The 24732-nt window shown below is 67.1% G+C and carries 21 protein-coding genes; 9 read left to right on the top strand and 12 right to left on the bottom strand.

Annotated features, from left to right (window positions below; all coding sequences use genetic code 11):
• Positions 1–155: 155 nt before the first annotated feature.
• Positions 156–1061: a LysR substrate-binding domain-containing protein gene (locus tag UYS_RS0203390; protein WP_016854085.1), complete on the top strand. Its 906-nt coding sequence runs from the start codon at positions 156–158 to the stop codon at positions 1059–1061.
• Here UYS_RS0203390 and UYS_RS0203395 read toward each other — a convergent pair.
• Positions 1058–1981, bottom strand: a complete 924-nt coding sequence (locus UYS_RS0203395; RefSeq protein WP_016854086.1) for a LysR family transcriptional regulator — start codon at positions 1979–1981, stop codon at positions 1058–1060. The genes UYS_RS0203390 and UYS_RS0203395 overlap by 4 nt on opposite strands.
• Before the next feature lie 120 nt (positions 1982–2101).
• On the opposite strand from UYS_RS0203395, the gene amaB reads away from it, so the two are divergent.
• The 5 genes from amaB (at position 2102) to amaA (ending at position 7684) form a co-directional block, all read left to right on the top strand.
• Positions 2102–3595 carry an L-piperidine-6-carboxylate dehydrogenase gene (gene amaB, locus UYS_RS0203400; RefSeq protein ID WP_016854087.1) on the top strand — a complete coding sequence of 498 codons (1494 nt, stop codon included), beginning with the start codon at positions 2102–2104 and terminating at the stop codon, positions 3593–3595.
• 81 nt (positions 3596–3676) lie between these two features.
• Positions 3677–5128: a sodium-dependent transporter gene (locus UYS_RS0203405; RefSeq protein ID WP_026068319.1), complete on the top strand. Its 1452-nt coding sequence runs from the start codon at positions 3677–3679 to the stop codon at positions 5126–5128.
• Positions 5125–5430, top strand: a complete 306-nt coding sequence (locus UYS_RS0203410) for a DUF8026 family protein (protein WP_016854089.1) — start codon at positions 5125–5127, stop codon at positions 5428–5430. Before UYS_RS0203405 ends, UYS_RS0203410 begins: the two co-directional genes overlap by 4 nt.
• A gap of 17 nt (positions 5431–5447) precedes the next feature.
• Positions 5448–6407: a bifunctional Delta(1)-pyrroline-2-carboxylate/Delta(1)-piperideine-2-carboxylate reductase gene (gene lhpI / locus UYS_RS0203415; RefSeq protein WP_016854090.1), complete on the top strand. Its 960-nt coding sequence runs from the start codon at positions 5448–5450 to the stop codon at positions 6405–6407.
• On the top strand, positions 6404–7684 hold the full coding sequence (amaA, locus tag UYS_RS0203420; protein ID WP_016854091.1) for an L-pipecolate oxidase: 1281 nt from the start codon (positions 6404–6406) through the stop codon (positions 7682–7684). Before lhpI ends, amaA begins: the two co-directional genes overlap by 4 nt.
• A gap of 511 nt (positions 7685–8195) precedes the next feature.
• On the opposite strand, the gene UYS_RS18735 is transcribed toward amaA, so the two are convergent.
• Positions 8196–8363 (bottom strand): hypothetical protein, encoded by a 168-nt coding sequence (locus UYS_RS18735; protein ID WP_016854093.1) that lies wholly within the window; start codon positions 8361–8363, stop codon positions 8196–8198.
• A gap of 280 nt (positions 8364–8643) precedes the next feature.
• Positions 8644–9087: a globin gene (locus UYS_RS16810; RefSeq protein WP_016854094.1), complete on the bottom strand. Its 444-nt coding sequence runs from the start codon at positions 9085–9087 to the stop codon at positions 8644–8646.
• A gap of 221 nt (positions 9088–9308) precedes the next feature.
• On the opposite strand from UYS_RS16810, the gene hmpA reads away from it, so the two are divergent.
• Positions 9309–10478: an NO-inducible flavohemoprotein gene (gene hmpA / locus UYS_RS0203440; RefSeq protein ID WP_016854095.1), complete on the top strand. Its 1170-nt coding sequence runs from the start codon at positions 9309–9311 to the stop codon at positions 10476–10478.
• Between the two features lie 71 nt (positions 10479–10549).
• Here hmpA and UYS_RS0203445 read toward each other — a convergent pair whose 3' ends face one another.
• From UYS_RS0203445 to hemN, 8 genes are all read right to left on the bottom strand, one after another.
• On the bottom strand, positions 10550–11320 hold the full coding sequence (locus UYS_RS0203445; protein WP_016854096.1) for an amino acid ABC transporter ATP-binding protein: 771 nt from the start codon (positions 11318–11320) through the stop codon (positions 10550–10552).
• A gap of 61 nt (positions 11321–11381) precedes the next feature.
• Positions 11382–12491, bottom strand: coding sequence for an amino acid ABC transporter permease (locus UYS_RS0203450; RefSeq protein WP_016854097.1), 1110 nt, complete (start codon positions 12489–12491; stop codon positions 11382–11384).
• Between the two features lies 1 nt (position 12492).
• Positions 12493–13671, bottom strand: a complete 1179-nt coding sequence (locus UYS_RS0203455) for an amino acid ABC transporter permease (protein WP_016854098.1) — start codon at positions 13669–13671, stop codon at positions 12493–12495.
• A gap of 74 nt (positions 13672–13745) precedes the next feature.
• Positions 13746–14774 (bottom strand): amino acid ABC transporter substrate-binding protein, encoded by a 1029-nt coding sequence (locus UYS_RS0203460; protein WP_016854099.1) that lies wholly within the window; start codon positions 14772–14774, stop codon positions 13746–13748.
• A gap of 222 nt (positions 14775–14996) precedes the next feature.
• Positions 14997–15734, bottom strand: a complete 738-nt coding sequence (locus UYS_RS0203465) for a hypothetical protein (RefSeq protein WP_016854100.1) — start codon at positions 15732–15734, stop codon at positions 14997–14999.
• Between the two features lie 72 nt (positions 15735–15806).
• A complete protein-coding gene (locus tag UYS_RS0203470) occupies positions 15807–19040 on the bottom strand; it encodes an LAGLIDADG family homing endonuclease (RefSeq protein WP_016854101.1) in 3234 nt (1077 codons plus the stop codon).
• A 203-nt stretch (positions 19041–19243) separates the two neighbouring features.
• Positions 19244–19804 (bottom strand): hypothetical protein, encoded by a 561-nt coding sequence (locus UYS_RS18960; RefSeq protein WP_016854102.1) that lies wholly within the window; start codon positions 19802–19804, stop codon positions 19244–19246.
• A gap of 320 nt (positions 19805–20124) precedes the next feature.
• A complete protein-coding gene (hemN, locus tag UYS_RS0203480; protein ID WP_016854103.1) occupies positions 20125–21510 on the bottom strand; it encodes an oxygen-independent coproporphyrinogen III oxidase in 1386 nt (461 codons plus the stop codon).
• A 225-nt stretch (positions 21511–21735) separates the two neighbouring features.
• On the opposite strand from hemN, the gene UYS_RS0203485 reads away from it, so the two are divergent.
• Entirely contained in the window at positions 21736–22212 is a 477-nt protein-coding gene (locus UYS_RS0203485; RefSeq protein WP_016854104.1) for an Rrf2 family transcriptional regulator, read from the top strand.
• Positions 22213–22478: 266 nt separating this feature from the next.
• Complete coding sequence (locus tag UYS_RS0203490; protein WP_040477861.1) at positions 22479–23009, top strand: invasion associated locus B family protein; 531 nt, start codon at positions 22479–22481, stop codon at positions 23007–23009.
• Positions 23010–23104: 95 nt separating this feature from the next.
• Here the strand turns inward: UYS_RS0203490 and ahpF are convergent, their stop codons facing one another.
• Positions 23105–24658, bottom strand: a complete 1554-nt coding sequence (gene ahpF, locus UYS_RS0203495; protein ID WP_016854106.1) for an alkyl hydroperoxide reductase subunit F — start codon at positions 24656–24658, stop codon at positions 23105–23107.
• Positions 24659–24732 lie beyond the last annotated feature (74 nt).

Here is a 24732-nt window from a genome sequence, read left to right on the forward strand (position 1 = left end):
CATTCCTTAATTTCATGAACATGAAAAAGAAAGCCGCCTAAACCCCAGTGCCCCGCGACATGAATGCTAGATGGGAATGGTTTATCGCACCCCCGCATCGGCATCAGGTCGTGTGATTGGCTAGAATGGCGCTTTTGCGCGGGAGCCGAGACCCCATGACGGCACGCCACCTGCCTTCGACCACCAACATGCAATGCTTCGAGGCGGCCGCACGGCACATGAGTTTCACCCGGGCCGCCGAGGAGCTGAGCCTGACCCAGAGCGCCATCAGCAAGCAGGTCGCCCAACTGGAGGACTACCTCCAGCACAAGCTGTTCCGGCGCGTCCGTCGCACCCTGGTGCTGACGCCTGAGGGCTCGTTGTACCTGACCGAGGTGCGCAAGATCCTCGCCCAGATCGAGATGTCGGCGAATGCCATCATGACCTACAGCGGCCACGGCGAGGTCCTGCGGGTAGCGACCCTGCCGACCTTCGGCAGCCATTGGCTGAGCGCCCAGTTGCCGGCCTTCTTCACGGCCCACCCGGGCATCCGCCTGAGCATCACCGACCGGGTACAGGCCTTCGACCTGGAGGAGCAGGACATCGACGTGGCCTTCTTCCACGGCCACGGTCGCTGGCCCAGCCTGGAGTGCCACAAGTTGTTCGATGAGGAAGTGGTGGCGATAGGGGCGCCGGCCTATCTGGCCCGCTGGCGACTCGAACGGGCCTCGGACCTGGCCGACTGCCACCTGCTGCACTTGTCCACCCGCCCGGACGCCTGGCATCGATGGTTCGACGATCAAGGCATCACCACCGCCCGCAGCTATCACGGCACTCGCTTCGAGACCTTCCAGATGCTGATCCGCACGGCGATGGCGGAGGGAGGCCTGGCGCTGGTGCCTCGCTTCATGGTCGACACCGAACTCGCCACGGGGCGCCTGGCTCTCGCCTGGCCCCATGCGCTGCGCAGCCCCGACGCCTACTACCTGGTCTACCCGGAACCTCTCGGCGAGCTCGCCAAGGTCCGCCACTTCGTCTCGCATGTGCTGACCTGCGCCGAGACTGGCCTCGGATCGGGCTAGTTCGCCGGGCGGGCGCCATGAACGTGCGCCGGCGCCTCGAGATGGTCGAGGATCCAGTCGATGAAACCCCGGACCTTGGCGACCTCGCCCTTGTACTCGGGGTAAGCCAGGTAATAGGCATCACGGCTGGTCAGCGCGAACGCCCAGGGAATCGTCAGCTGGCCGGCCGCCAGCTCTTCCTCGACCAGGAAGCGGGGCACCAGCGCCACGCCGCAGCCCGCCCGGGCGGCGCTCACCGCCATGTAGAAGGTATCGAAACGCGGCCCGTGATAGCTGTGGACGGTATAGCAGCCCTGGGCCTCGAACCAGTCGTGCCACGCCTCGGGCCGCGTCGCGCTCTGCAGCAACACCAGCTCGGTCAAGGCCAGCGGGTTGTCGATGCCACCGACAGGCATCACCGTTGGAGCGCACACCGGCACCATGGTCTCGTCGAGTAGCTTGATGCACTCCGCCTTCGGCCAGGCCCCGTGGCCGAAGAAGAAGGCCACGTCGACCCGCTCCTCCTCGAGGTCGAAGGGCTCCACCCGGTTGGCGATGTTCAGGTAGACACCGGGATGGCGGAAGCGATAACCGTTGAGCCGCGGGATCAGCCAGCGGGCACCGAAGGTCGGCAAGGTGGTGACGTTGAGCACCTCGCTCTGGCCACCGTAGGACTGCATATAGCGAGTGGACATCTCGACCTGGGCCAGCACCTTACGGACCTCGGTCAGATACAGCGACCCCTCCGGAGTGACCTGCAGCCGCTTGCGAACCCGGCGAAACAGGGGATGTTCGAGCACCGACTCGAGCTGCGCGACCTGCTTGCTGACGGCGCTCTGGGTCAGGCTCAGCTCCTCGGCTGCCCGAGTGAAACTCAGGTGCCGGGCCGAAGCCTCGAAACACTGCATGGCGGAGAGGGTGGGCAGGTGGCGACGGCTCATCTCGACCCCTACAAGAAAAAATAGAATGACCTCCGTATAAAACGTCGTTTGAGGCCCGCTCGCAACCCTAGCAATACTGCTCGCGTTCCCATCACACGCATTCGAGCAGTAGGAGGAAGAATGATCGAGTCCATCATGCAACGCCTCGGGGTCAGCGAATCCCTGTACCGTGGCGGCGACTATGCCGTGACCTCACCCACCGACGGCGGCGAGCTCGGCCGGGTGGCACTGGAAGGCAGCGAGCAGGTCAAGGCGCGTATCGACCGCGCCCAGTCGGCCTTCGAGGCCTGGCGCCAGGTGCCGGCCCCGCGCCGCGGCGAGCTGGTACGCCTGTTCGGCGAGCAATTGCGCCGCCACAAGGAGGATCTCGGCGCCCTGGTCACCCTGGAATGCGGCAAGATCTACCAGGAAGGCCTCGGCGAAGTGCAGGAAATGATCGACATTTGCGACCTCGCCGTCGGTCAGTCCCGCCAGCTGTATGGCCTGACCATCGCCTCGGAGCGTCCCGGCCACCACATGCGCGAGAGCTGGCACCCGCTGGGCCCGATCGGCCTGATCACCGCCTTCAACTTCCCGGTGGCGCCCTGGGCCTGGAACGCCGCCCTGGCGCTGGTCTGTGGCAATAGCCTGCTGTGGAAACCCTCCGAAAAGACCCCGCTGTGCGCCCTGGCCTGCCAGGCACTGCTCGAGCGCGCCATGGCCGAGTTCGGCGACGAGGCACCGGCGGACCTCAGTCAGGTGATCATCGGCGAGCGTGAGGCCGGCGAGGTGCTCACCGACGACCCCCGCGTGCCACTAATCAGCGCCACCGGCAGCACCCGCATGGGCCGCGAGGTCGCGCCCCGCGTGGCCGCGCGCTTCGGTCGCAGCATCCTCGAGCTCGGCGGCAACAACGCCATGATCCTGGCACCCAGCGCCGATCTGGACATGGCCGTGCGCGCCATCCTGTTCTCCGCGGTGGGTACCGCCGGCCAGCGCTGCACCACCCTGCGCCGCCTGATCGTCCACGAATCCGTGCGCGATGAGGTCGTCGAGCGGGTCAAGAAGGCCTATGCCGGCGTGACCATCGGCGACCCGATGGGCGGCAGCCTAGTCGGCCCGCTGATCGACGCCCAGGCCTTCGACCAGATGCAGTCGGTGCTGGGCAAGGCCCGCGAGCAGGGTGCCAGCGTCTTCGGCGGCGAGCGGAAGCTGGCCGACGACTACCCCAATGGGTACTACGTGGCCCCGGCTATCGTCGAGGTGGAGCGCCAGGACGAGCTGGTCAAGCACGAGACCTTCGCCCCGATTCTCTACGTGATGAGCTACCGCGACTTCGATGAGGCGCTGGCCCTGCAAAACGACGTCCCCCAGGGGCTCTCCTCCTGCGTGTTTACCACCGACGTACGCGAGGCCGAGGCCTTCGTCTCCGACCAGGGCAGCGACTGCGGCATCGCCAACGTCAACATTGGCCCCAGCGGCGCCGAGATCGGCGGCGCCTTCGGCGGCGAGAAGGAGACCGGCGGCGGCCGCGAGTCCGGTTCCGATATCTGGAAGAGCTACATGCGTCGCCAGACCAACACCGTCAACTATTCCCGCGAACTGCCGCTGGCCCAGGGCATCAAGTTCGACTGATCATGATCGTCGCTACCCCGCTCGCGCGGGGTGGCGACGGCTTCGTCCGTGCTTCCCAACGACGAGTCATGGAGCCATGAAATGACAACAACAATCTCGAGAGAACAATGGGGTAGCCGCTTCGGCTATCTGATGGCCGTAGTCGGAGCCATGGTCGGCGCCGGCAACATCTGGCGCATGCCCTATGTCACTGGCGAGAACGGCGGCGGCGCCTTCCTGATCGCCTACTTCCTGCTGCTCTACCTGATCGCCGTGCCCGGCCTGATGGGCGAGACCAGCCTCGGCCGCTACACTCGCCAGGGCCTTCTCGGCACCTTCCGCAAGATCTACGGCAACAACCGCTTCTTGGGCCTCGGGCTGGTTATCCTGATCTTCAACATCGTGTTGATGTCGTACTATTCCTCGATCGTCGGCTGGTCGATCTACTATGCCTACCATGCCCTGATCGGCACATTCACCCAGACCGACTTCGACACCGCAGCCCTGTGGCAGGCCTTCAGCGGCAACACCGCGCTGAATGTCGGCATGCACAGCATCGCCATGCTGATGGTCACCGGCATCCTGCTGCTCGGCATCAAGGGCGGTATCGAGCGACTGGCAAAATGGATGATGCCGATCCTAACGATCTCGCTGATCGCCATCGCCATCCGCGGTTTGACCCTGCCAGGCGCCATCGCCGGCCTGGAGTTCAGTTTCTCGCCGAACTGGGCCTACCTTGCCAGGGGCGAAACCTGGCTCGCCGCCCTCGGTCAGGCGCTGTTTTCCACCGGTCTCGGCTGGGGCATCGCCCTGACCTACGGCAGCTACCTGGGACGCAACGACGATATCCCGCTGGGCGGCGGCATCTTCACCGCCGTGGGCAACACCAGCTTCGGCCTGCTGGCCATCTTCGCCGTCTTTCCCATCGTCTTCGCCTTCGGCATCTCGCCGACCTCCGGCGCAGAGCTGGCCTTCGTGGCTCTTGCCAGCGCCTTCGGCAGCATGACCGGTGGCTATATATGGGCGCTGCTGTTCTTCATGAGCTTCTTCTTCGCCAACCTGACCACCGCCACCGCCATCACCGAGGTCGGCGTTACCACCTACAAGGAGGAGCGCAATCTGTCCCGCACCAAGGCCGTGTTGACGATCTGCGGCATCATCTGGCTGCTGGGCATCCCGAGCGCCATGAACGCCGACATCCTCGGCTACCTGGACTTCGTGATCGGTAACTGGGGCCTGCCGCTGGCGACCTTCATCATCATGATCACTATCGGCTGGAAGTTCGATGCCAACCGATTGCGCATCCTGAGCCTGAACCGCGGCGCCGATCTCTATGTCCCGAGCCTCTGGGAAGCCATCGTGCGCTACCAGATTCCCACCATCATGCTCGGCATAATGGCCTATTTCCTCTACAGCAACCTCGGCACTACGCCCTGGAAGACGCTCAGTGGGCTGACCCTGCTGACGCTGATGATCCCGCTGTGCATGTGGATCATGAACCGCCGTCAGAACGGCAGCTATTCCACCACCATCGCCGGAGGTCGGACCTCATGAGCCTTTCCGCCATTATCGTCATGCTCGCCTCCATCGCCGCTCTGTGGGGAGTGGCCAGTCTTACCTTGGTCCACTCGATGCGCCAGGAGGAACGTAAACTGGAATTGATCGAGGCTCAGGGTAACTTCGAATCCTTCTCCCCCGCCGCTCAACGTGACCTCGAGAGCTGGATCGAACGTCATCCCAAAGGCGAGCCGGCTCAAGAGGTACGCGAGCTCCTCGACCTGCAGCACAAGACCCTGCGTGACAATCCGCGACACTTCTATGCCTGGCCGGGACAGAACTCAGCGCCCGAGCACTGAACCAGGGAGGCCAAGACATGCAGTATCTCGACAATGCAACTTTGGCGTCGCTAATGGACTGGCCGGGGTTGGTGGGGGCGCTGGAGAGCGCTTTCATCGCGGGGCTCGAGGCACCAGTACGGATCCAACAGGAGATTCCACGGTCGAGTGGCTCCGACATCACCCTGCTCACCATGCCCGCCCACCGATCGGGGCACCGTTTCGGCATCAAATGCGCGACGGTGTCACCCGATAACGTCCGCCTCGATCTGCCAGGCGTGCATGCCATCTATGTGCTGTTCGACGGTGACACGGGCCAGCCGTTGGCGACCCTCGAGGCCGACCGGCTCACCGCCTGGCGCACGGCCGCCGCTTCAGCGCTGGCCTCGCGCTACCTTTCTCGCGAAGACGCATCGCACCTGCTGGTGCTCGGTACCGGCCGTATGGCTCGGACCCTGATCGAGGCACATACGGCGGTCAGGCCCATCGAAACGGTCTCGGTCTGGGGGCGCAACTCTGCCAAGGCGCATCGACTCGTCGAAGAGTTCCGCGACCGGCCCTTCGAGATCTTCACCACGGAGTCGCTATCGGACTCCGTTCCGACTGCCGACATCGTTAGCTGTGCCACCATGGCCAAGGAGTCGCTGTTTGACGGCGACTGGCTCAGCCCGGGTACGCATGTCGACCTGGTGGGCGCCTTCCGCCCCGACATGCGCGAGTGCGACGACACAACCATGCGCCGCGCCGAGGTGCACGTGGATACGATGGAAGGCTGCCTGGAGGAGGCCGGCGACCTCCTGGCGAGCCTCAAGAGCGGTGCCATCGCGCACGGCGATATACGCGGCACCCTGGACGAGCTGTGCCGCCACGAGGTATCCGGGCGTCGTTCGCCCGAGGACATCACCCTGTTCAAGTCGGTAGGCACCGCCATCGAGGACCTGGCCGCTGCAGACTGGTTTCTCGACCGCCACAAACTCAGCCAGAGGAAGGCGTCATGAAGCAACACTGCCTGTGGTACTACACCTCGCCCGAGTACTCCCTGAGCCTGGATACCCTGCGAGGCGATCATACCGCGGACATCGTGGTAATCGGCGGGGGCATCACCGGGCTCAGTACCGCCCTGCACCTCGCCGAGGCCGGCACCGATGTAGTGCTGATCGAGGCTGGCGAGATTCCCAGCGGCGGCTCGGGGCGCAACGTGGGGCTGGTCAATGCTGGGCTGTGGATTCCCCCAGACGACATCTGCCAGGCCCTAGGCGAGCAGGACGGTGAGCGCGCCAATGCGATCCTGGGCGGAGCACCTGCCGAAGTATTCGGCCTCATCAAGCGTCATGGGATCGAGTGTGACGCGACACGCACTGGCACCCTACATCTGGCCCACAACGCCAAGGGTGAGCGGGAACTGTTCCGGCGCATCGAGCAGTTCCAGCAGCGGGGCGCACCGGTCGAGCTACTGGAGGACGAGGCCTGCCGACACAAGGTCGGCACCCGACGCATCCGCCGCGCCCTGCTCGACCATCGGGCGGGCACCATCAACCCCGCCGCCTATACACGGGGACTGGCCCGTGCCGCCGCCTCGGTGGGCGCTCGGCTCCATGAACACAGCGGGGCGACGGGCATCATGCGGCAGGGCTCAGACTGGCGCGTCATCACCGCCGAGGGCAGCGTCACCGCGCCACGCCTGGTGATCGCCACCAACGCCTATACCGAGGACCACTGGAATCAGGTCCGCCAGCATTTCTTCCCCGGCCATTTTTTTCAGGTCGCCTCACGCCCGCTGCCGGATGAGATCGCCGGCGACATCCTGCCCGAGCGCCAAGGTGCCTGGGACACCCGCATGGTGCTCAGCAGCATGCGCCGCGATGCCGAGGGACGACTAATCCTGGGCAGTCTGGGCAAAGGGGAAGGCCGGCCGCAGGCCTATGTCCGTGGCTGGGCCGACCGTGTCCAGCGCCACTACTTCCCCCAGTTGGGCAAAGTCGACTGGGAATGCACCTGGACCGGCCGGGTCGCCTTCACGCCCGACCATACCCTGCGGTTGTTCGAGCCCGCCCCCGGGATACTGGCCGCCTGCGGCTACAACGGCCGAGGTGTCACCACCGGCACGGTGGTGGGCAAGGGCTTCGCCCACTACCTGATCCACGACGAAGACGCACTGATGCCACTGCCGCTCCGCGTCCCGAAGCCGGTCCGCGCCAAGCCGCTGTGGAGCTCGACCTACGAAGGAGGCTTCACGCTATACCACACGGGCCAGTGTCTGCGGGTATTGACGTGATGCCTTGCCGCGAAGTCAGGGGCGGCGCCGGCGTCTGGAACTCCGTGCGCCGAGCAGAACCTGGCGTCGGTGACGACGGCCCTGTGTGTAAGTCGTTTCACCACTCGGCGCTTAATCTCCAGTGGGGCCAACACTAATGGGCATCAGCGGCACCTTGGTCTCTCCGCAGATACCTTGTAACACCAATGGGATGCTCTTGATCAGTGCGGGTGAGGGGAGCGCCATCTTCTAGGCTGAGGCGGTGCGCCCCACTGGCAGCCCGGCGATCAGCTCACCACGGCGATGGTCGTGTCGTCGTAGCGCTGGCGATCGATGGGAATCGCGCCTTCCTCACGTAGCCTGACCAGCAAGCGCAAGAGAGTCTACGGGGTCATGGCCAGCTGGGCGCCTGCCAGGTCAATAACCGCCGCCCTCAGCCGACCAGCTGACGCCGACGCCATAGACCCCGGGCAGGAGAAGTCCTGCCAAATGCGCAGTTCGGCGCACTAGGCAGAGCGTTTTGCGTCAGGGTTCATGAGCGCTTTTTTCCGACGAGTGAAGCGATACGCATGCTGGCCGCCTCGGTGACCGCTTCACGACTTCGTGTCTCGTCGGTGATGTCCTCGATCCAGATCATTGCCGCGACGCTCGCCGGCATCCCCAGGGTGGGGATGCGCAGCAGCGCCACCTGCTCAAGCACCTAGGGGGGATTCACCTTCGGCCAGGGCTCGGCGCACATGAGAGTGCATGGCATCCTAGGACCTAGCGTACACCGCCACTTGACAAGGCGACGGGTGCGCGCGTCCAGCGGACCGTTCTCGGCGCTGGCCTTGCCCAGTGCCGAGAAGACACGCCATACCTAGGGATGACACTCGGCCACCTGGCCAGCACCCGCGAGACGCTCCTATCTCGTCATAGGAGGGCTCCTTGGGGCGATGACTGACGGCCTCAGCAAAAAGCCCTCCGACCGTTCTATGCCATCATGCGTCCCCGTCATGCCCCACCGGCGCCTCCCGGTCGTAGTGGAACTTCATGTAGGCGATGCCCGGCGCCATCACCAGGCGCCAGGCCAGCTCCTGCTCGTCGCCGCACTCGGGATCGTATTCGCGCAGCGTCGCCATCATCGTCTCCAGCCAGCGGTCGTAGAGCGCCGGGCGGATGTCCAGATGCCCGCGGCTGTGGCGGATCGCCACCCGCGCCAGGTAGTCGCCGTCGTGGCTGGCCGCGTAGAGGCTCAGCAGGTGGTAGAACGACTTCTTGAGCATCGCCTGCTGGCGCGCCATGTCGATGTCGCGGAACTTCTCGGCCACCTCCGACGAGCCGTCCAGGAAGCGCCGGTAGAAGGCATCGAAGAAGCCCTGCCCCTCGATCTCGTGGGCCAGGGCGCGCGCGTAGCTGGCATCGAAGACCCTGATGATATCCATGCCTGATTCCCCGCCGCTGCTTCGCCTGCCTTGAAGCCTAGCCGTCCGTTTCTTTCCTGGCGAAGGCCGGACAAGCCCCGGGCGGAGCCGGATCCCGACCGGGATCGGCACGGGGCGCGACTGCGACAATCTGGACCAGGGGGCAGGGTGTTCGCCCGCCTCTTTTAGATGTAATTTAAATGCATCTTTAAGAGACGCCGCCCATCCCCAGGAGCCCGCCCATGTTGACCCACGCCCAGGAAAGCCTGATCGCCGCCACCGCCCCGGTGGTCGCCGAGCATCTCGACGCCATCACCCGGCGCTTCTACCCGCTGATGTTCGCGCGCTATCCCGAGGTCGCTTCGCTGTTCAACCAGACCCACCAGGCCAACGGCGGCCAGCCGCGGGCGCTGGCCGCCGCCGTGCTGGCCTACGTGCAGCTGCGCCAGGACCCCGAGCGGGTGCGCGAGGTGCTGGCCACGGTGGTCAGCAAGCACGTGTCGCTGGACATCCGCCCCGAGCAGTATCCGATCGTCGGCGAGTGCCTGATGGCGGCCATCGGCGAGGTGCTGGGCGACGCCGTGACGCCGGAGATCGCCGACGCCTGGGGCGCGCTCTACGAGGAGCTGGCCGACCTGCTGATCGAGCTGGAAGAGCATAGCTACCGGGCCTTCGAACAGCGGCCCGGCGGCTGGCGCGGCCCGCGCGAGTTCCGTATCGCCGAGACGCGCCAGGAAAGCGCGGTGATCCGCTCCTTCGTGCTGGAGCCCACCGACGGCGGCGCGGTGGCCAAGCACCTCCCCGGCCAGTACATCGGCGTGCGCCTGACCATCGACGGCCGTCCGGTCCATCGCCACTACAGCCTCTCGGCGCTGCCCAACGGCCGCAGCGTTCGCATCTCGGTGAAGCGCGAGGACGGCGGCGTGGCCAGCCGGCACCTGCACGATGCCATGGCCGTGGGCGACACCCTCGAGCTGCTGCCGCCCGCCGGCGAGCTGACCCTGGTGGCCGGCGACGAGCCCCTGCTGCTGGCAAGCGCTGGCGTCGGCCAGACGCCGATGCTGCCGATCGCCCGCCAGGCCCTGGCCGAGGGCCGCCGGGTGGCCTATCTGCACGCCGCCCAAGACGCCGAACAGCGCGCCTTCGCCGACGAGCTCGCGGCCCTGGCCGCCGAGCATCCCGAGCGGCTGACCGCGGTCAGCGTGCACGAGCGCGGCGACGGCGCCGATCACCTCGGCCGCGTGGACCGCGACCTGCTGGCCCGCTACCTGCCCGAGGGCGCACGCTGCTACTTCGTCGGCCCCCGGGGCTTCATGTCCGCCGTGGATCGCTGCCTGAAGGAGCTGGGCATTCCCGACGAGCGTCGCCACTACGAGCACTTCGGTCCGGCGCGCGCCCTCGACGCCGCCTGATCGTTGCGGAAAACCAGAACGGCCCGGACGCCTTGGCGTCCGGGCCGTTGTCGTTGGTGCCCGGGGCTCGCTTAATGACCGAGAATCTGGCTCAGGAACAGCTTCGTGCGGTCCGACTCCGGATGGTTGAAGAAGGTCTCCGGCGGGGCCTGCTCGATGATCTGCCCCTGGTCCATGAAGATGACGCGGTCGGCCACGGTCTTGGCGAAGCCCATCTCGTGGGTCACGCAGAGCATGGTCATGCCGTCCTGGGCCAGCTCGACCATGACGTCGAGCACCTCCTTGATCATCTCCGGGTCCAGCGCCGAGGTCGGCTCGTCGAACAGCATCACCTCGGGGCGCATGCACAGCGCCCGGGCGATGGCCACGCGCTGCTGCTGGCCGCCGGAGAGCTGGCCCGGGTACTTGTGCGCCTGGTCGGCGATGCGCACCCGCTCGAGGAACTCCATGGCGGTCTTCTCCGCCTCGGCCCTGGGCTTCTTCTGCACCCAGGTCTGGGAGATGCAGCAGTTGTCGAGCACCGAGAGGTGCGGGAACAGGTTGAAGTGCTGGAAGACCATGCCGACGTTGCGGCGGATCTGCTCGATGCGCTTCACGTCCTGGGTCATGGTCACGCCGTCGACGACGATGCGGCCCTGCTGATGCTCCTCGAGGTGGTTGAGGCAGCGGATCAGGGTCGACTTGCCCGAGCCCGAGGGCCCGCAGATGACGATGCGCTCGCCCTTCGCCACGCTGAGGTCGATGTCGCGCAGCACGTGGAAGTCGCCGTACCACTTGTTGAGCCCCTCGACCGAGATCATCGCGTCGTCGGCGGGGGCGCTGGCCGTGTTGGTGGTCGCCATGCCGGTGTTTCCTCGTTCTTGAAAGCGTGTTGTTACGTGCTTGTTATTCCATGCCTGCCGCTCAGTTCCGGTGCCCCGTGTGCAGACGCCGCTCGATATACTGGCTGTAGCGCGACATGCTGAAGCAGAAGATCCAGAACATCAGCGCCGCGAACACGTAGCCCTCGGTGGCGAAGCCCAGCCAGTTGCTGTCGGTGAGCCCGGCGCGGATGATCGCCAGCAGGTCGAACAGGCCGATGATCAGCACCAGCGAGGTGTCCTTGAACAGCGCGATGAAGGTGTTGACGATGCCGGGGATCACCAGCTTCAGCGCCTGGGGCAGCACGATCAGTCCCATGCGCCGCCAGTAGCCCATGCCCAGCGCCTTGGCGGCCTCCTCCTGGCCCTTGGGAATGGCCTGCAGCCCGCCGCGCACCACCTCGGCCATGTAGGCGCTCCAGAAGAACATGATGCCGATCAGGGCCCGCAGCAGCTTGTCGAACTCCACCTCGGTGGGCACGAACAGCGGCAGCATCACCGAGGCCATGAACAGCACCGTGATCAGCGGCACGCCGCGCCAGAACTCGATGAACACCACGCACACGCCGCGCACCAGCGGCATCCGCGAGCGACGCCCCAGCGCCAGCACCACGCCCAGCGGCAGCGAGCCGACGATGCCCACGACGGCCACCGTCAGGGTCAGCATCAGCCCGCCCCACTCGCGGGTCGGCACCGCCATCAGCCCGAAGTGGCCGCCGAGCAGCAGCACGTAGGCCACCACCGGGAAGCCGACCAGGGCGAACAGCCCCACCCAGCGCTTGGCCGGCAGCCGGGGGATCGCCAGCCAGGCGATCAGCAGCCCCAGCATCAGGAACACCGCATCGACCCGCCAGCGGGCGGCCTCGGGGTAGAAGCCGTAGACGATGGTCTCGAAGCGGGCGCTGATGAACACCCAGCAGGCGCCCTCGCCGCTGCAGGCCTCGCGGGTCGAGCCCAGCCAGTCGGCGTCGATCAACGCCCACTGCACCAGCGGCCACAGCCCCCAGCCCAGCACCGCCAGCACGATGAGGGTGATGACGCTGTTGAGCGGCCCGTCGAAGAGGTTGGCGCGCAGCCAGCCCATCACGCCGCGGCGCAGGTCCGGCGGCCGGCGCGCCTCGATCATCTCGATTCGTGTCGCCATCTCGGCCATGTCAGCGCTCCTTCATCAGGGTGCGGGCGTTGTAGAGGTTCATCAGCGCCGACACCACCAGGCTGATCAGCAGGTAGACCGCCATGGTCATGGCGATGATCTCGATGGCCTGGCCGGTCTGGTTGAGGGTGGTGCCGGCGAACACCGCCACCAGGTCCGGATAGCCGATGGCCGTGGCCAGCGAGGAGTTCTTGATCAGGTTGAGGTACTGGCTGGTGAGCTGGGGCACGATGACCCGCATCGCCTGGGGGATGACGATCTTGCGCAGGGTGATGTTGCCGGGAAGGCTGATCGCCCGGGCGGCCTCGACCTGCCCTCTCGGCACCGACTGGATGCCCGAGCGCACGATCTCGGCGATAAAGGAGGCGGTGTAGATCGACAGCGCCAGCCACAGCGCCATCAGCTCGGGGATGATCGTCACCCCGCCCTGGAAGTTGAAGCCGGCCAGCGCCGGCACGTCCCAGGCCAGCGGCCGCCCGGTCACCAGGAACACGGCCAGCGGCAGGCCGATCAGGAGCAGCGCGCCGAGCCGGTAGACCGGCAGCGCCCGGCCGGTGCGGGCCTGCAGGCGCCGCGCGTAGAGCGACAGCCCCACCACGGCGGCCACCGCCAGGGCCAGCGCCCAGAGGGTGGCGTCGAAGCCCGGCTGGGCCACCGGGGCCGGCATCACCAGGCCGCGCACGTTGAGGAACAGCGCCTCGAACAGCGACAGGCTCTGGCGCGGGCTGGGCAGCGCCTGGAGCACGGCGAAGTACCAGAACAGGATCTGCACCAGCAGCGGAATGTTGCGGAAGATCTCGACGTAGGCGGCGGCCAGCCGGGCCAGCAGCCAGTTGCTCGAGAGCCGGGCGATGCCCACCGCGAAGCCGATGACCGTCGCCGCGACGATGCCGAGGCCGGACACCAGCAGGGTGTTGAGCAGCCCCACCACGAAGGTGCGGCCGTAGGTGCTGTCGCCGCTGTAGGCGATCAGCGTCTGGGGAATGGAGAAGCCGGCCCGCTCCTGGAGGAAGCCCAGGCCGGTGGTGATGCCCCGGGCCTCGAGGTTGGCCAGGGTATTGGTTACCAGCATCACGATCAGCGCCGCCAGTCCCAGCAGCAGCAGGGCCTGGATCACCAGCGCGCGCACGGCGGGGTCGCGCCACAGCGGCCCCCGCTCGGAAGACGAAGAACGCAGCATGTCGGGCCTCGAATACGGGGTAACGGCCCCTCACCCCCGAGTGGGGGTGAGGGGGAACGGAGGTTCGATGCCGATCAGCGGATGGGCGGTGCGTAGAGGATGCCGCCCTCGTTCCACAGCGCGTTCATGCCGCGGCCGATGGCGAGCGGAGACTCCTCGCCCACGGTGGCGGCGAACACCTCACCGTAGTTGCCCACCTGGGCGATGATGTCGTAGGCCCAGTCATTCTCGAGGCCCATCTGCTCGCCGTAGTTGCCGTCGTCGCCCAGCAGGCGCGCGACCTGGGGATTGGGCGGGTTCTGCTGCATCTCGTCGACGTTGTCGCGGGTCACGCCCAGCTCCTCGGCATTGACCATGGCGAACACCGACCACTTGACGATGTCCAGCCACTGGTCGTCGCCCTGGCGCACCACCGGGCCCAGCGGTTCCTTGGAGATCAGCTCGGTGAGGATCTCCACGCTGTCCGGCTCCGGCAACTGCAGGCGCAGGGCGCTGAGCTGGGAGGTGTCGGAGGTCAGGACGTCACAGCGGCCGCTGGCGAAGCCCTGGGCCGTCTGATCCGGGGTGTCGAAGGTCACGGTGTCGATATCGATGCCCTTCGACGGGAAGTAGTCGGCCAGGTTGAGCTCGTGGGTGGTGCCCGACTGGATGCAGATGGAGGCGCCGTTCAAATCCTCCAGGCTCTCGATGCCGAGGTCCTTGGCGACCATGAAGCCCTGGCCGTCGTAGAAGGTGGTGGTGGTGAAGTTGAGGCCCAGGGAGTTGTCGCGGGTGGCGGTCCAGGTGGTGTTGCGCGAGAGCAGGTCGATCTCGCCGGACTGCAGGGCGGTGAAGCGCTCCTTGGCGGTCAGCGGGGTGAAGACCACTTTCTCCGGGTCGCCGAAGATGGCCGAGGACACCGCGCGGCAGGTCTCGACGTCCAGCCCCTGCCAGGTGCCGTTCTCGTCCGGCGAGGAGAAGCCGGACAGCCCGACGTTGACGCCGCAGCGCAGGTTACCGCGCTCCTTCACCTCGTCGAGGGTGGCGGCCGAGGCGCTGCTGACCGCCGTCAGGCCGAGGGTCGCGACGGACAGGGCGATCAGCGTCTTGTTGTTGTAGCGCATGATCTTGACTCCATAGCTTTGGGTAGAGGGTTTGTGCTTGTTATTCGCAGGACGAACATAACAGAGCCGCAAGCCGGCGCACCGGCTTGCATTTAAACGTTCGATTCGTCCTGACCTGCTGCGTCGCGACAAGAAAGCCCCGGCATCGGCCGGGGCTGACGGTCGCGACGGGGATCGTCTGTCGTCTCGCCGAGCGTTGACCGGCGAGGCGATCCGCACCGGTCAACCGCACTTGGACCAGCCGCAGCCCGAGTAGCAGGTCGGGCAGCCGTCCATCATCACCAGGTCACCCGCGCATTCGGGGCACTGGCCGACCACGGTGGGCCCGCCCTGGCCGGCCTCGGCCGCGCGTTCGGCGTCGGCCTGCTCCTCGGGGCCGGGCGGATACCAGGGCCGGCCGGCCAGGCGCCGGGCGTGGCGCGCCACCAGCTCCTCCACCGGCACCTGCAGGCCGTCCTGGTCGAGGAAGCCGCGCCGGTAGAGGATCTGCTGGATCGACCAGGCGATGGCGGCGACCTCGGAGTCGTGGAACATCGGCTTGCCCCAGCGGTTCATGCCGCAGCGCACCCGGCCCTTGTCCCAGGCCACCTTGCGCAGATCGGCCACCGCCTGGGTGACGTAGCCGCCGCGGGCGGCCAGCGACAGGCTGCGCATGGTGGCGGTGATCCACTGGTGCTCGCTGGACAGCTGGCCGGAGGGCAGGAAGAACTCCACCGGGCGCTCGATGACCACCCGCTCGCCGTTCAGCACGCCCTCCACCGGCATGAAGGACACCAGCAGGTAGACCTTGCGCCGGCCCTCGGCGCCGACGTAGGAGATCTTCTCCGACACCGCCTCCAGGGTGCCCTCGGGGCGCGAGGGAATGCGCCGCGTCAGCGGGTCCTCGTCGGCCGGCGGCGGCACGTCCTGGGCCTGGCGGACGCGGGAGGAAACGATCTTCGAGGTGATCTCGACGCTCATGACGGGGCTCCTGTGAAAGCGGATGCGGTGACGGTGGACGGACGGCCATTCACGGCCGTCGCGAGCCCTGATTTACCACTTGCCATAGGTGCCCTCCTTGAGCGCCTCGTGCAGGTTGGCCGCGGTGTGCTCCTCGCCCTCGTAGAGCACCGTCTCGTCGCCGGAGAGCTCCAGCCGCTCGCCGTTCTCCAGCTCGAAGACGTAGACGGTGTTCTTGAGGTCGTCCTCGCGTACCAGCACGCCCTGGAAGGCCTCGGGGTTGAAGCGGAAGGTGGTGCAGCCCTTGAGCCGGCTGTCGTAGGCCGTCAGGTAGAGGTTCTGGAAGTCCTCGTAGGCGAACTCGGTGGGCACGTTGACCGTCTTGGAGATCGCCGAGTCGATCCAGGCCTGGGCCGCGGCCTGCACCGCCACATGCTGCTCCGGCGAGACGCCGTCGGCGGTGACGAAGTAATCCGGCAGGTCGCTCTCCACCGCCGCCGGCGCCACCAGATGGCGATAGGCGGCCAGTTCGAAGGAGACCACCTCGATCTGCTCCTTGGTCTTGCGCCCGGCGCGGATGACGTTGCGGAAGTAGCGGTGCGAGAAGGACGGCTCGATGCCGTTGGAGGCGTTGTTGCCCAGCGACAGCGAGATGGTGCCGGTGGGCGCGATGGAGCTGTGATGGGTGAAGCGCGCGCCGTGCTCGGCGAGCTCGGCGACGAGCTCCGGCTCGACCTCGGCGATCTTCTGCATGTAGCGGCTGTAGCGGGCGTGCAGGATCCGCCCCGGCACCCGGTCGCCGGCCTGATAGCCGTCCTGCTTGAGCTCCGGGCGCTCGCGCAGCATGCGTGGCGTCAGCTCGAAGGTCTCGGCCAGCACCGGCGCCATGCCCTTCTCCCTGGCCAGCGCCAGGGCCTGTTTCCAGCCCTCGACCGCCAGCACCCGGCTGACTTCCTCGGTGAAGGCCAGCGACTCCGGCGAGCCGTAGGGCAGCTTGAGCATGGTCAGCGCCGACCCCAGCCCCAAAAAGCCCATGCCGTGGCGGCGCTTGGCCTCGATCTCGCGGCGCTGGCCGTCGAGCGGCAGGCCGCTGATCTCCACCACGTTGTCGAGCATGCGGGTGAAGATCGCCACCACCCGGCGATAGCGCTCCCAGTCGAAGCGCGGCGCCTCGCCGAAGGGCTCGAGCACGAAACGTGTCAGGTTGATCGAGCCCAGCAGGCAGGCGCCCTCGGGCGGCAACGGCTGTTCGCCGCAGTTGCCTGTAACCAATCCATTGAAAATTAAACTGTTTTTATCCTCCTGAGTCGTGTCGAAAACAGCCTCACGCCCCACATACTCGATGGCTCCTACCTGCGCCATGTAGGTCGTGCTCACGGCTCTAGTTCGCATGCTTTGCCACTCGCGATACTTCTGATTCTTGGCGCCAATCAGAAAGCCGATTTCCTGCATAAAGCGATCGCGCGACGCGGAGCCAATCAGCAGCTCATAGTCGGCCTTACACGGATATTCACGTTTCCCCCCGCGCCCATCCGGCAACAACCTGGCTTGAGCAGTACGCCGCTTTAGGATCCGACAGAAAATACCGAAGTTACTCAACAAGGCCTGTACGTCCTTGAGCAAGCTTCGCTCGCTGGATGCAAGACGAATCGTGCAATAGGCATTCTTGTCGTCCCGCTGCACCGTACCGTCTGCCTGAAAGAGGCCTCTCAGATAGCCCTTGACGCATTCCTCGGTGCCTCGCCAGACCACTTCCGGCACCTTGAGCTTGGTGTCGCGAGTGAAACCGTAATGCGCCAGCAGGCGCGCCAGAATCACCGAGCGAATAAAGACGTGGCGGCGTTCGGCCACGGCGACCGGCGCCACACGGTAGCGACGCGAGGTCTTGGCGGAGTCCGCGATCAGCTCGTTGATGTAGTCGGCCGTGATATCGGCCAGCGTGCGATCGCTTTCCCAGAAATTGACGATTACCGCCTCGTGGCCGTTGCCACGATGCGTGAAGTGGCCGTCGCCGGCGATCAGGCCGAGCAGAACGCCCAAGCGCTCGTCGCCCTGATCGCCGAACTGGCCCTTGCCGGACTGCATCCACAGTCGATCCTCGACCCTCAGGTCCTTCAACGGAATCTTGCCGCGCTGGGTATATAACTCGTGCCATTCGGTGGCCTTGATCTCGTATCCCTCACGCGTCGTGACCCGGTAGACATCGGCCTGCCTCGCGGTCATGAAGGCCGGCACCGCCGGGCGCGTCTCGACGCCTCGATCACCGGTACATAGCGCTCGCTTGTCGACCGTCACCTGCAGGTCATCACCGCGTCGGTACAGATCGCCGATGGGCACCTGGCCGAATTGGGTATGCAGCCGCGTATCCGCCGTGACACACGGGTTGGTGGCGCGGATCTCCTCGCAGAACCAGTTGTTGTTCATGCGGTTGACCTGGTCGATCAAGATGAAGCCCGGCTCGGCGAAGTCGTAGGTGGAGCGCATGATGGTGTCCCACAGCGCCCGGGCGCGGACCGTCTCGACCACGCGGCAGGCCACCCGGCCCTCGGCGTCGAGGAGGTAGCCCTCCCCGATGGTCGGCCAGTCGCGATAGACCAGCTCGCCGTCGTCGACGTCGTCCTGCTCGGCGGGGTGCAGCGGGAACGCCAGCGGCCAGTCGGCGTCGGCGTGCACCGCCTCCATGAACTCGTCGGTGATCAGCAGGCTGAGGTTGAACTGGCGCAGCCGGCCGGCCTCGCGCTTGGCCTCGATGAAGCTCTTCACGTCCGGATGGCCGACGTCGAAGGTCCCCATCTGGGCACCGCGGCGCCCGCCCGCCGAGGCCACGGTGAAGCACATCCTGTCGTAGATATCCATGAACGCCAGCGGGCCGTTGGTGCCGGCGCCGGCGCCGAACACGAAGGCGCCGCGGGGGCGCAGGGTGGAAAAGTCATAGCCGATGCCACAGCCGGCCTTGAGGGTCATGCCGGCCTCGACCACGCCCTCGAGGATGTCGCGCATCGCATCGTGGAGGGTGCGGGACACCGTGCAGTTGATCAGGCTGACCGCCGGCTTGACGGCCTCCGCCCCGGCGTTGGCGACGATGCGCCCGGCCGGGATGGCGCCGTTGTCCAGCGCCCAGCGGAACTGGGGCAGCCAGGCCTCGGCGTCGTCTTCCACCGCGGCCAGCGCCCGGGCCACTCGCTCCCGGGTGGCGCCGGGGTCGGCGTCCACCGGCCGGCCGTGTCGGTCCTTGAGGCGATACTTGCTGTCCCAGATATCGAGGGAAGGCGCCTGCAGCGGCACCTCGTCGACGCGGGAGGCTTCCCTGGCAGTGGTGGTGCGCATCGGGTCTCTCTCTATGTGAGGGGAACGGTCGCGGTCGCGCATCATGGATGCCCGGCCACGACGGAAGCGAGGCCATCAACTACCATATATAGACGAAAAACACTCTCAACACACATGATATGGATCATGCGTGAACTCGGCGCACAAAAGAAAGCGCCCGACCATCAGGGTCGGGCGCCAGGTGCGGCATCGGGCAACAGGCGTCAGAAGCGACCGCCGGCTCCCGAACCGGTACCACCGGCACCGCCACCTCCGCCGGCGCTGCCACCGTTGCCACCGGCTCCGGAACCACCGCCGCCGGAACTACCGCTGCCGCCGCCGGAACCACCGCCGCCGCCGCCGGAACCACCACCGCCGCCGCCGGAACCACCACCGCCGCCGCCGGAACCACCGCCACCGCCGCCGGAACCACCACCGCCGCCGCCGGAACCACCGCCGCCGCCGCCGGAACCACCGCCGCTGCCACCGGAACCACCGCCGCCGCCGCCGGCGGCGTCATCGCCGGGGTTGTCGCCGCCGTCGTCTCCGTCATCCGTCGGCGCGGTCGGCATGGTCGGCGCGGGAATCACGTCCTCGCTCGGCACGGCGGCAACCAGGCGCAGGAACACACCATCGCATCCTTCCAGCAGCCCGCCACCGCAGCCGCCACCGCCCCCCCCGGCGGCCGGCGCCGGCAGATCCTCGAGCAGCGCATCGATATCGGCATCGGTCAGGCCCCCAGACCCGGCCGGCTCGGTCAGTTGATCGTTGGCGACTCGCGCCATCTCGTCTTCCGAGAGCGTACTGCCCCCGGAACCCTCGACTCCCGACTGCGCCTGTACGCCGGCGGCTGACAAACAGCCCACGGCGACGACCAGGGCAGTCAATTTGAACCCTTGCATCTCGCCCTCCCCCGCCGCCGGCCATCGCCGTCGACGTGATATAACGCCATACAACATTTTGTTACACGCAAGATAAGCATCGTCACAGAGCGCAGGCTTCACCATCGGAAGGCCCGCTGATTATCGCATCGGAGGGATCAGGCAAACGGCTGCCGGATCGGTAGCAGGAAACTCGTACCGACGCGCGACGCCCCAGGAAGGACCTAGACGGTCCGCGAGTAGCGCACCGCCTCGCCGCCCAGATAGGCGTCGAAGGTCATGGCCAGATTGCGCAGCATCAGCCGCCCCGGCGGGCGCACCTCGAGGCGGCGCTGGCCCAGCGTGATCAGGCCGTCGTCGCGCATCGGCGCCAGGGCCGCGAGGGCATCGGCGAAGTGGCTGGCGAAGTCGATGCCGTGACGCGCCTCGATGGCGTCGACGTCCACCCGGCCGTGGCACATCAAGGCGTGGATGACGTCGCGGCGCAGGCGATCCTCGTCGTCGAGCCGATAGCCGCGCAGCACCGGCAGCCGCCCGGCCTCGAGGCGCTCGCGGTAGACGGCGATTTCCTTGACGTTCTGGCTGTAGCCGTCGCCGACCTTGCCAATGGCACTGACGCCGAGCCCGATCAGGTCACAGTCGGCGTGGGTGGAATACCCCTGGAAGTTGCGCTGCAGGGTGCCCTCGCGCTGGGCCCGGACCAGCTCGTCGTCGGGCAATGCGAAGTGATCCATGCCGATGTAGGCGTAGCCGGCCTCGGTCAGGCGCCGGACAGTCAGCTCCAGCAGCTCGAGCTTGCGCTCGGGCGGCGGCATGTCCCGGTCGCGGATCAGCCGCTGGGCCTTGAAGCGCTCGGGCAGATGGGCATAGCTGTAGGTGGCGATGCGATCCGGCCGCAGGGCGACGATCTTGTCGAGGGTGGCCGCGAAGCTGGCCACGGTCTGGCGCGGCAGGCCGTAGATCAGATCGACGCTCACCGAGTGGAAGCCGGCGTCCCGGGCGGCTTTCATCAGGGCGGCCACCTCGGCCTCGCCCTGGACGCGGTTGACCGCCGCCTGCACCTCGGGGTCGAAGTCCTGGACGCCGACGCTCAGGCGGTTGAAGCCCAGTCCGCGCAGCTCATGCAGCTGCTCAGGGGTGACGGTGCGCGGATCCACCTCCAGCGAGAACTCCCTGTCCTCGGGCGGCGCGAAGCGAAAGGCCGCCGCCAGGGCGTCCATCAGCTCGCTGAGCTGGGCATTGTTCAGATAGGTGGGCGTGCCGCCGCCCAGGTGCAGCTGGGTCAGCGAGCGCTCACCGTCGAAGAGCGCCGCCTGCAGGGCGATCTCGCGTTTCAGCAGGGCCAGATACTCCGCCGCCCGCTCGCGGCGATGGGTGACGATCTTGTGGCAGGCGCAGTAGTAGCAGAGGCTCTCGCAGAACGGCACGTGCACGTAGACCGACAGCGGCTTGGGCGCGGCGACGCGATGGCTCAGGGCGGCCTGGTCCCGATAATCGTCCTCGGCGAAGGCGGCATGGAACTGCGGCGCCGTGGGATAGGAGGTATAGCGCGGCCCGGGGCGGTCGTACTTCTCGACGAGGGGGCGGATGAACGGCTGTGGCTGGGGCATGATCGGACCTCCGGTAACGCTGGCGACGGCCCGCGCCGTCGCCGCCTGAGCGCATTATGCCAGCCCCGATCTTGGCCGTTGGCGCCTTTCCGCGCGGAGTTGATGCCGATCAATTCGGCCGCTCGAGCGCGCCCCGCTGCGGCAACGGGCCTGCTCCGGGAGGCCGGCACGGGCGTGCTAGAATCGTCCCGAGTCCCGCCTGCCTCGCCGCGCCTGGAGAATGGAATGCGCCTGACCCACTTCACCGACTACTCCCTGCGCGTGCTGATCTACCTGGCCGTGAAGGACGACGAGCCGACGCCGGAGCCGCCAGAGGCCCGCGCCACCATCGCCGAGATCGCCGAGCGCTTCGCCATCTCGCGCAACCACCTGATGAAGGTGGTGCAGGAGCTCAACCGGCTCGGCTACCTCAGCGCCACCCGCGGCAAGCACGGTGGGCTGCGGCTGAACCGGGCGCCCGGCGAGATCTCGCTGGGCGGGCTGGTGCGCGACACCGAGCCCGACCTCGGCCTGGTGGAGTGCTTCCGCGACGACAACGCCTGCACCATCACCCCCGCCTGCCGGCTGCAGCCGATCCTCGGCGAGGCCCTGGCGGCCTTCCTGTCGGTGCTCGACCGCTACACCCTCGCCGACCTGCTGGGCCAGCGGCGCGCCGAGCTGATCCAGCTGCTGAATATCGAGGACGCCTCACAGGCCTCGTGACCTGTCGGGATATGAAGGGCGCCGGAGACAAGCCGGCGAGGAGGTCCTACGCCAGGGACGGCGTCGGTAGCGTACAGGGAAGTATTCACAGCGCCTCCTCAAGGCTTGTCGCCGGATCAGCCCTGAGCCGCAGGACAGCTCTCGGAATCCCGTGCTAGTCTCCCGACGCCACGGTCATGGATGCCCGCATGCTCTCCTCACGCCCACCTGCTCTTCGCCCACGCTTTCTCCGCTCACGGTCTGGCCGCCGGCTGACGCGCGGCCTGATGCCCCGCTTGCCGAGTGTCCTGCTGGCCTTCGCCCTCGCCGCCCCGGCCGCGGCCGAGACCTTCAACGTCGACGACGCCCGGGCCCACGGCGACTGGCACTCGCTGATGCTGCGGCTGGGCGACGAACGCCACGTGCGCGCCATCGAGCAGCACAGCTATAGCGACAGCGTGTTCAGCGTCAACGCCACGCCGGGCGCCTGCGATCGCCCCTGGCTCGAGCTGCGCGTCGAGCTCGACGAGGTCCAGGCCGAGACCGGCACCGTCAACCGGGTGCCGGTGGACCTGCTGATCGATCAGGGCTGGGTCCACCAGGGCCGGGCCGAGTTCATCACCGAGCGCGGCAACAGCGGCTTCTACGCGCGCCTGGTGCTGCCCGACACCGACGAGGCGCTCGACGAGATGCGCGACGGCGAGACGCTGCGCCTGCGCATCCATCGCGCCGAGGACGACCACTGGTTCCTGGTCTTCAGCCTCAACGGCGCCGACGCCGCGCTGGCCCGCATGGAGACGCTCTGCCGCGGGGGCTGAGGACGCCCGGTTTCCTGCCACCGTTTTCCTCTCGCCCAACGCAGGACGCCCCCGCCGCGAAGCGGCGAGGGCGTCGAGCCCGAACGGCGGGGCGATCAGCTGCGGATCAGGTGATCGAAGGCGCCCAGGGCGGCCTTGGAGCCCTCGCCCATGGCGATCACGATCTGCTTGTAGGGCACGGTGGTCACGTCGCCGGCGGCGAAGATGCCGGGCACCGAGGTCATGCCGCGCTCGTCGACCACGATCTCGCCGCGCTCGGAGAGCTCGATGGGCGAGTCCTTCAGCCACTCGGTGTTGGGCACCAGGCCGATCTGCACGAAGACGCCCTCGAGGGCCAGCTCGCGCAGCTCGCCGGAGGCGCGCTCCTCATAGCTCAGGCCGGTGACGCGGTTGCCGTCGCCGTTGACCTCGGTGGTGCGCGCGCCCTTGATCACCTCGACGTTGGGCAGGCTTGAGAGCTTCTTCTGCAGCACCTCGTCGGCGCGCAGCTCGTCCATGAACTCGATCAGCGTGACCTCCCCGACGATGCCGGCCAGGTCGATGGCCGCCTCGACGCCGGAGTTGCCGCCGCCGATCACCGCCACGCGCTTGCCCTTGAACAGCGGGCCGTCGCAGTGCGGGCAGTAGGCCACGCCCTTGTTGCGGTACTCGGCCTCGCCCGGCACGTTCATCTCGCGCCAGCGGGCGCCGGTGGCCAGTACCAGGGTCTTGCTCCTGAGGCTGGCACCGGATTCGAAGCGCACCTCGTGATCGGCGCCCGGCTCGCCCGGCACCAGCTCGACGGCGCGCTGCAGGTTCATGATGTCGACGTCGTATTCCTTGACGTGCTCCTCCAGCGCCGCGGCCAGCTTGGGGCCCTCGGTGTGGGGCACCGAGATCAGGTTCTCGATCGACAGGGTGTCCAGTACCTGGCCGCCGAAGCGCTCGGCGGCCACGCCGGTGCGGATGCCCTTGCGCGCCGCATAGACGGCCGCCGCGGCGCCGGCCGGGCCGCCGCCGATCATCAGCGTGTCGAAGGCGGGCTTGTCGTTGAGCCTGGCGGCCTCGCGCTCGACGGCGCCGGTGTCGACCTTGGCCAGGATCTGCTCGAGGCTCATGCGGCCCTGGTCGAAGGTCTCGCCGTTGAGGAACACGCTCGGCACCGACATCACCTCGCGGGCCTCGACCTCGTCCTGGAACAGGGCGCCGTCGATGGCATCGTGGGAGATGCGCGGGTTGAGGATCGCCATCAGGTTCAGCGCCTGGACCACGTCCGGGCAGTTCTGGCACGACAGCGAGAAGTAGGTCTCGAAGTGCAGGTCGGCGTCGAGGGCACGGATCTGCTCGATGACCTCGTCGCTGGCCTTGGGCGGATGGCCACCCACCTGCAGCAGGGCCAGCACCAGCGAGGTGAACTCGTGGCCCATGGGGATGCCGGCGAAGACCACGCCGGTGGGCTCGCCGTCGCGGTGCAGGGCAAAGGACGGCACGCGCCGGTCGCCGCCCTCGGTGGACAGGGTGATCTTGTCGGAAAGGCCCGCGATCTGTTCGAGCAGAGCGTGCAGTTCCTTGGACTTGTCGCCGTCATCCAGGGTGGCGACCAGCTCAAAGGGTTGCGTGACCTTGCCGAGATAGGCTTTCAGCTGTTGCTTCAGAGAGTCGTCCAACATAACGGCGGCAATCCTTGATGATATGTGACTCGCAGACACGACTTCCCCGTGCGGGTCGCGAAGGGCTCGCACCC

This window comes from Halomonas smyrnensis AAD6, from assembly GCF_000265245.1.
Taxonomy (GTDB): Bacteria; Pseudomonadota; Gammaproteobacteria; order Pseudomonadales; family Halomonadaceae; genus Halomonas; species Halomonas smyrnensis.

Coding starts and splice junctions, on each gene's coding strand:
- UYS_RS0203390 (WP_016854085.1), top strand. CDS start 156: ATGACGGCACGCCACCTGCCTTCGACCACCAACATGCAATGCTTCGAG.
- UYS_RS0203395 (WP_016854086.1), bottom strand. CDS start 1,981: ATGAGCCGTCGCCACCTGCCCACCCTCTCCGCCATGCAGTGTTTCGAG.
- amaB (WP_016854087.1), top strand. CDS start 2,102: ATGATCGAGTCCATCATGCAACGCCTCGGGGTCAGCGAATCCCTGTAC.
- UYS_RS0203405 (WP_026068319.1), top strand. CDS start 3,677: ATGACAACAACAATCTCGAGAGAACAATGGGGTAGCCGCTTCGGCTAT.
- UYS_RS0203410 (WP_016854089.1), top strand. CDS start 5,125: ATGAGCCTTTCCGCCATTATCGTCATGCTCGCCTCCATCGCCGCTCTG.
- lhpI (WP_016854090.1), top strand. CDS start 5,448: ATGCAGTATCTCGACAATGCAACTTTGGCGTCGCTAATGGACTGGCCG.
- amaA (WP_016854091.1), top strand. CDS start 6,404: ATGAAGCAACACTGCCTGTGGTACTACACCTCGCCCGAGTACTCCCTG.
- UYS_RS16810 (WP_016854094.1), bottom strand. CDS start 9,087: ATGGATATCATCAGGGTCTTCGATGCCAGCTACGCGCGCGCCCTGGCC.
- hmpA (WP_016854095.1), top strand. CDS start 9,309: ATGTTGACCCACGCCCAGGAAAGCCTGATCGCCGCCACCGCCCCGGTG.
- UYS_RS0203445 (WP_016854096.1), bottom strand. CDS start 11,320: ATGGCGACCACCAACACGGCCAGCGCCCCCGCCGACGACGCGATGATC.
- UYS_RS0203450 (WP_016854097.1), bottom strand. CDS start 12,491: ATGGCCGAGATGGCGACACGAATCGAGATGATCGAGGCGCGCCGGCCG.
- UYS_RS0203455 (WP_016854098.1), bottom strand. CDS start 13,671: ATGCTGCGTTCTTCGTCTTCCGAGCGGGGGCCGCTGTGGCGCGACCCC.
- UYS_RS0203460 (WP_016854099.1), bottom strand. CDS start 14,774: ATGCGCTACAACAACAAGACGCTGATCGCCCTGTCCGTCGCGACCCTC.
- UYS_RS0203465 (WP_016854100.1), bottom strand. CDS start 15,734: ATGAGCGTCGAGATCACCTCGAAGATCGTTTCCTCCCGCGTCCGCCAG.
- UYS_RS0203470 (WP_016854101.1), bottom strand. CDS start 19,040: ATGCGCACCACCACTGCCAGGGAAGCCTCCCGCGTCGACGAGGTGCCG.
- UYS_RS18960 (WP_016854102.1), bottom strand. CDS start 19,804: ATGGCGCGAGTCGCCAACGATCAACTGACCGAGCCGGCCGGGTCTGGG.
- hemN (WP_016854103.1), bottom strand. CDS start 21,510: ATGCCCCAGCCACAGCCGTTCATCCGCCCCCTCGTCGAGAAGTACGAC.
- UYS_RS0203485 (WP_016854104.1), top strand. CDS start 21,736: ATGCGCCTGACCCACTTCACCGACTACTCCCTGCGCGTGCTGATCTAC.
- UYS_RS0203490 (WP_040477861.1), top strand. CDS start 22,479: ATGCCCCGCTTGCCGAGTGTCCTGCTGGCCTTCGCCCTCGCCGCCCCG.
- ahpF (WP_016854106.1), bottom strand. CDS start 24,658: ATGTTGGACGACTCTCTGAAGCAACAGCTGAAAGCCTATCTCGGCAAG.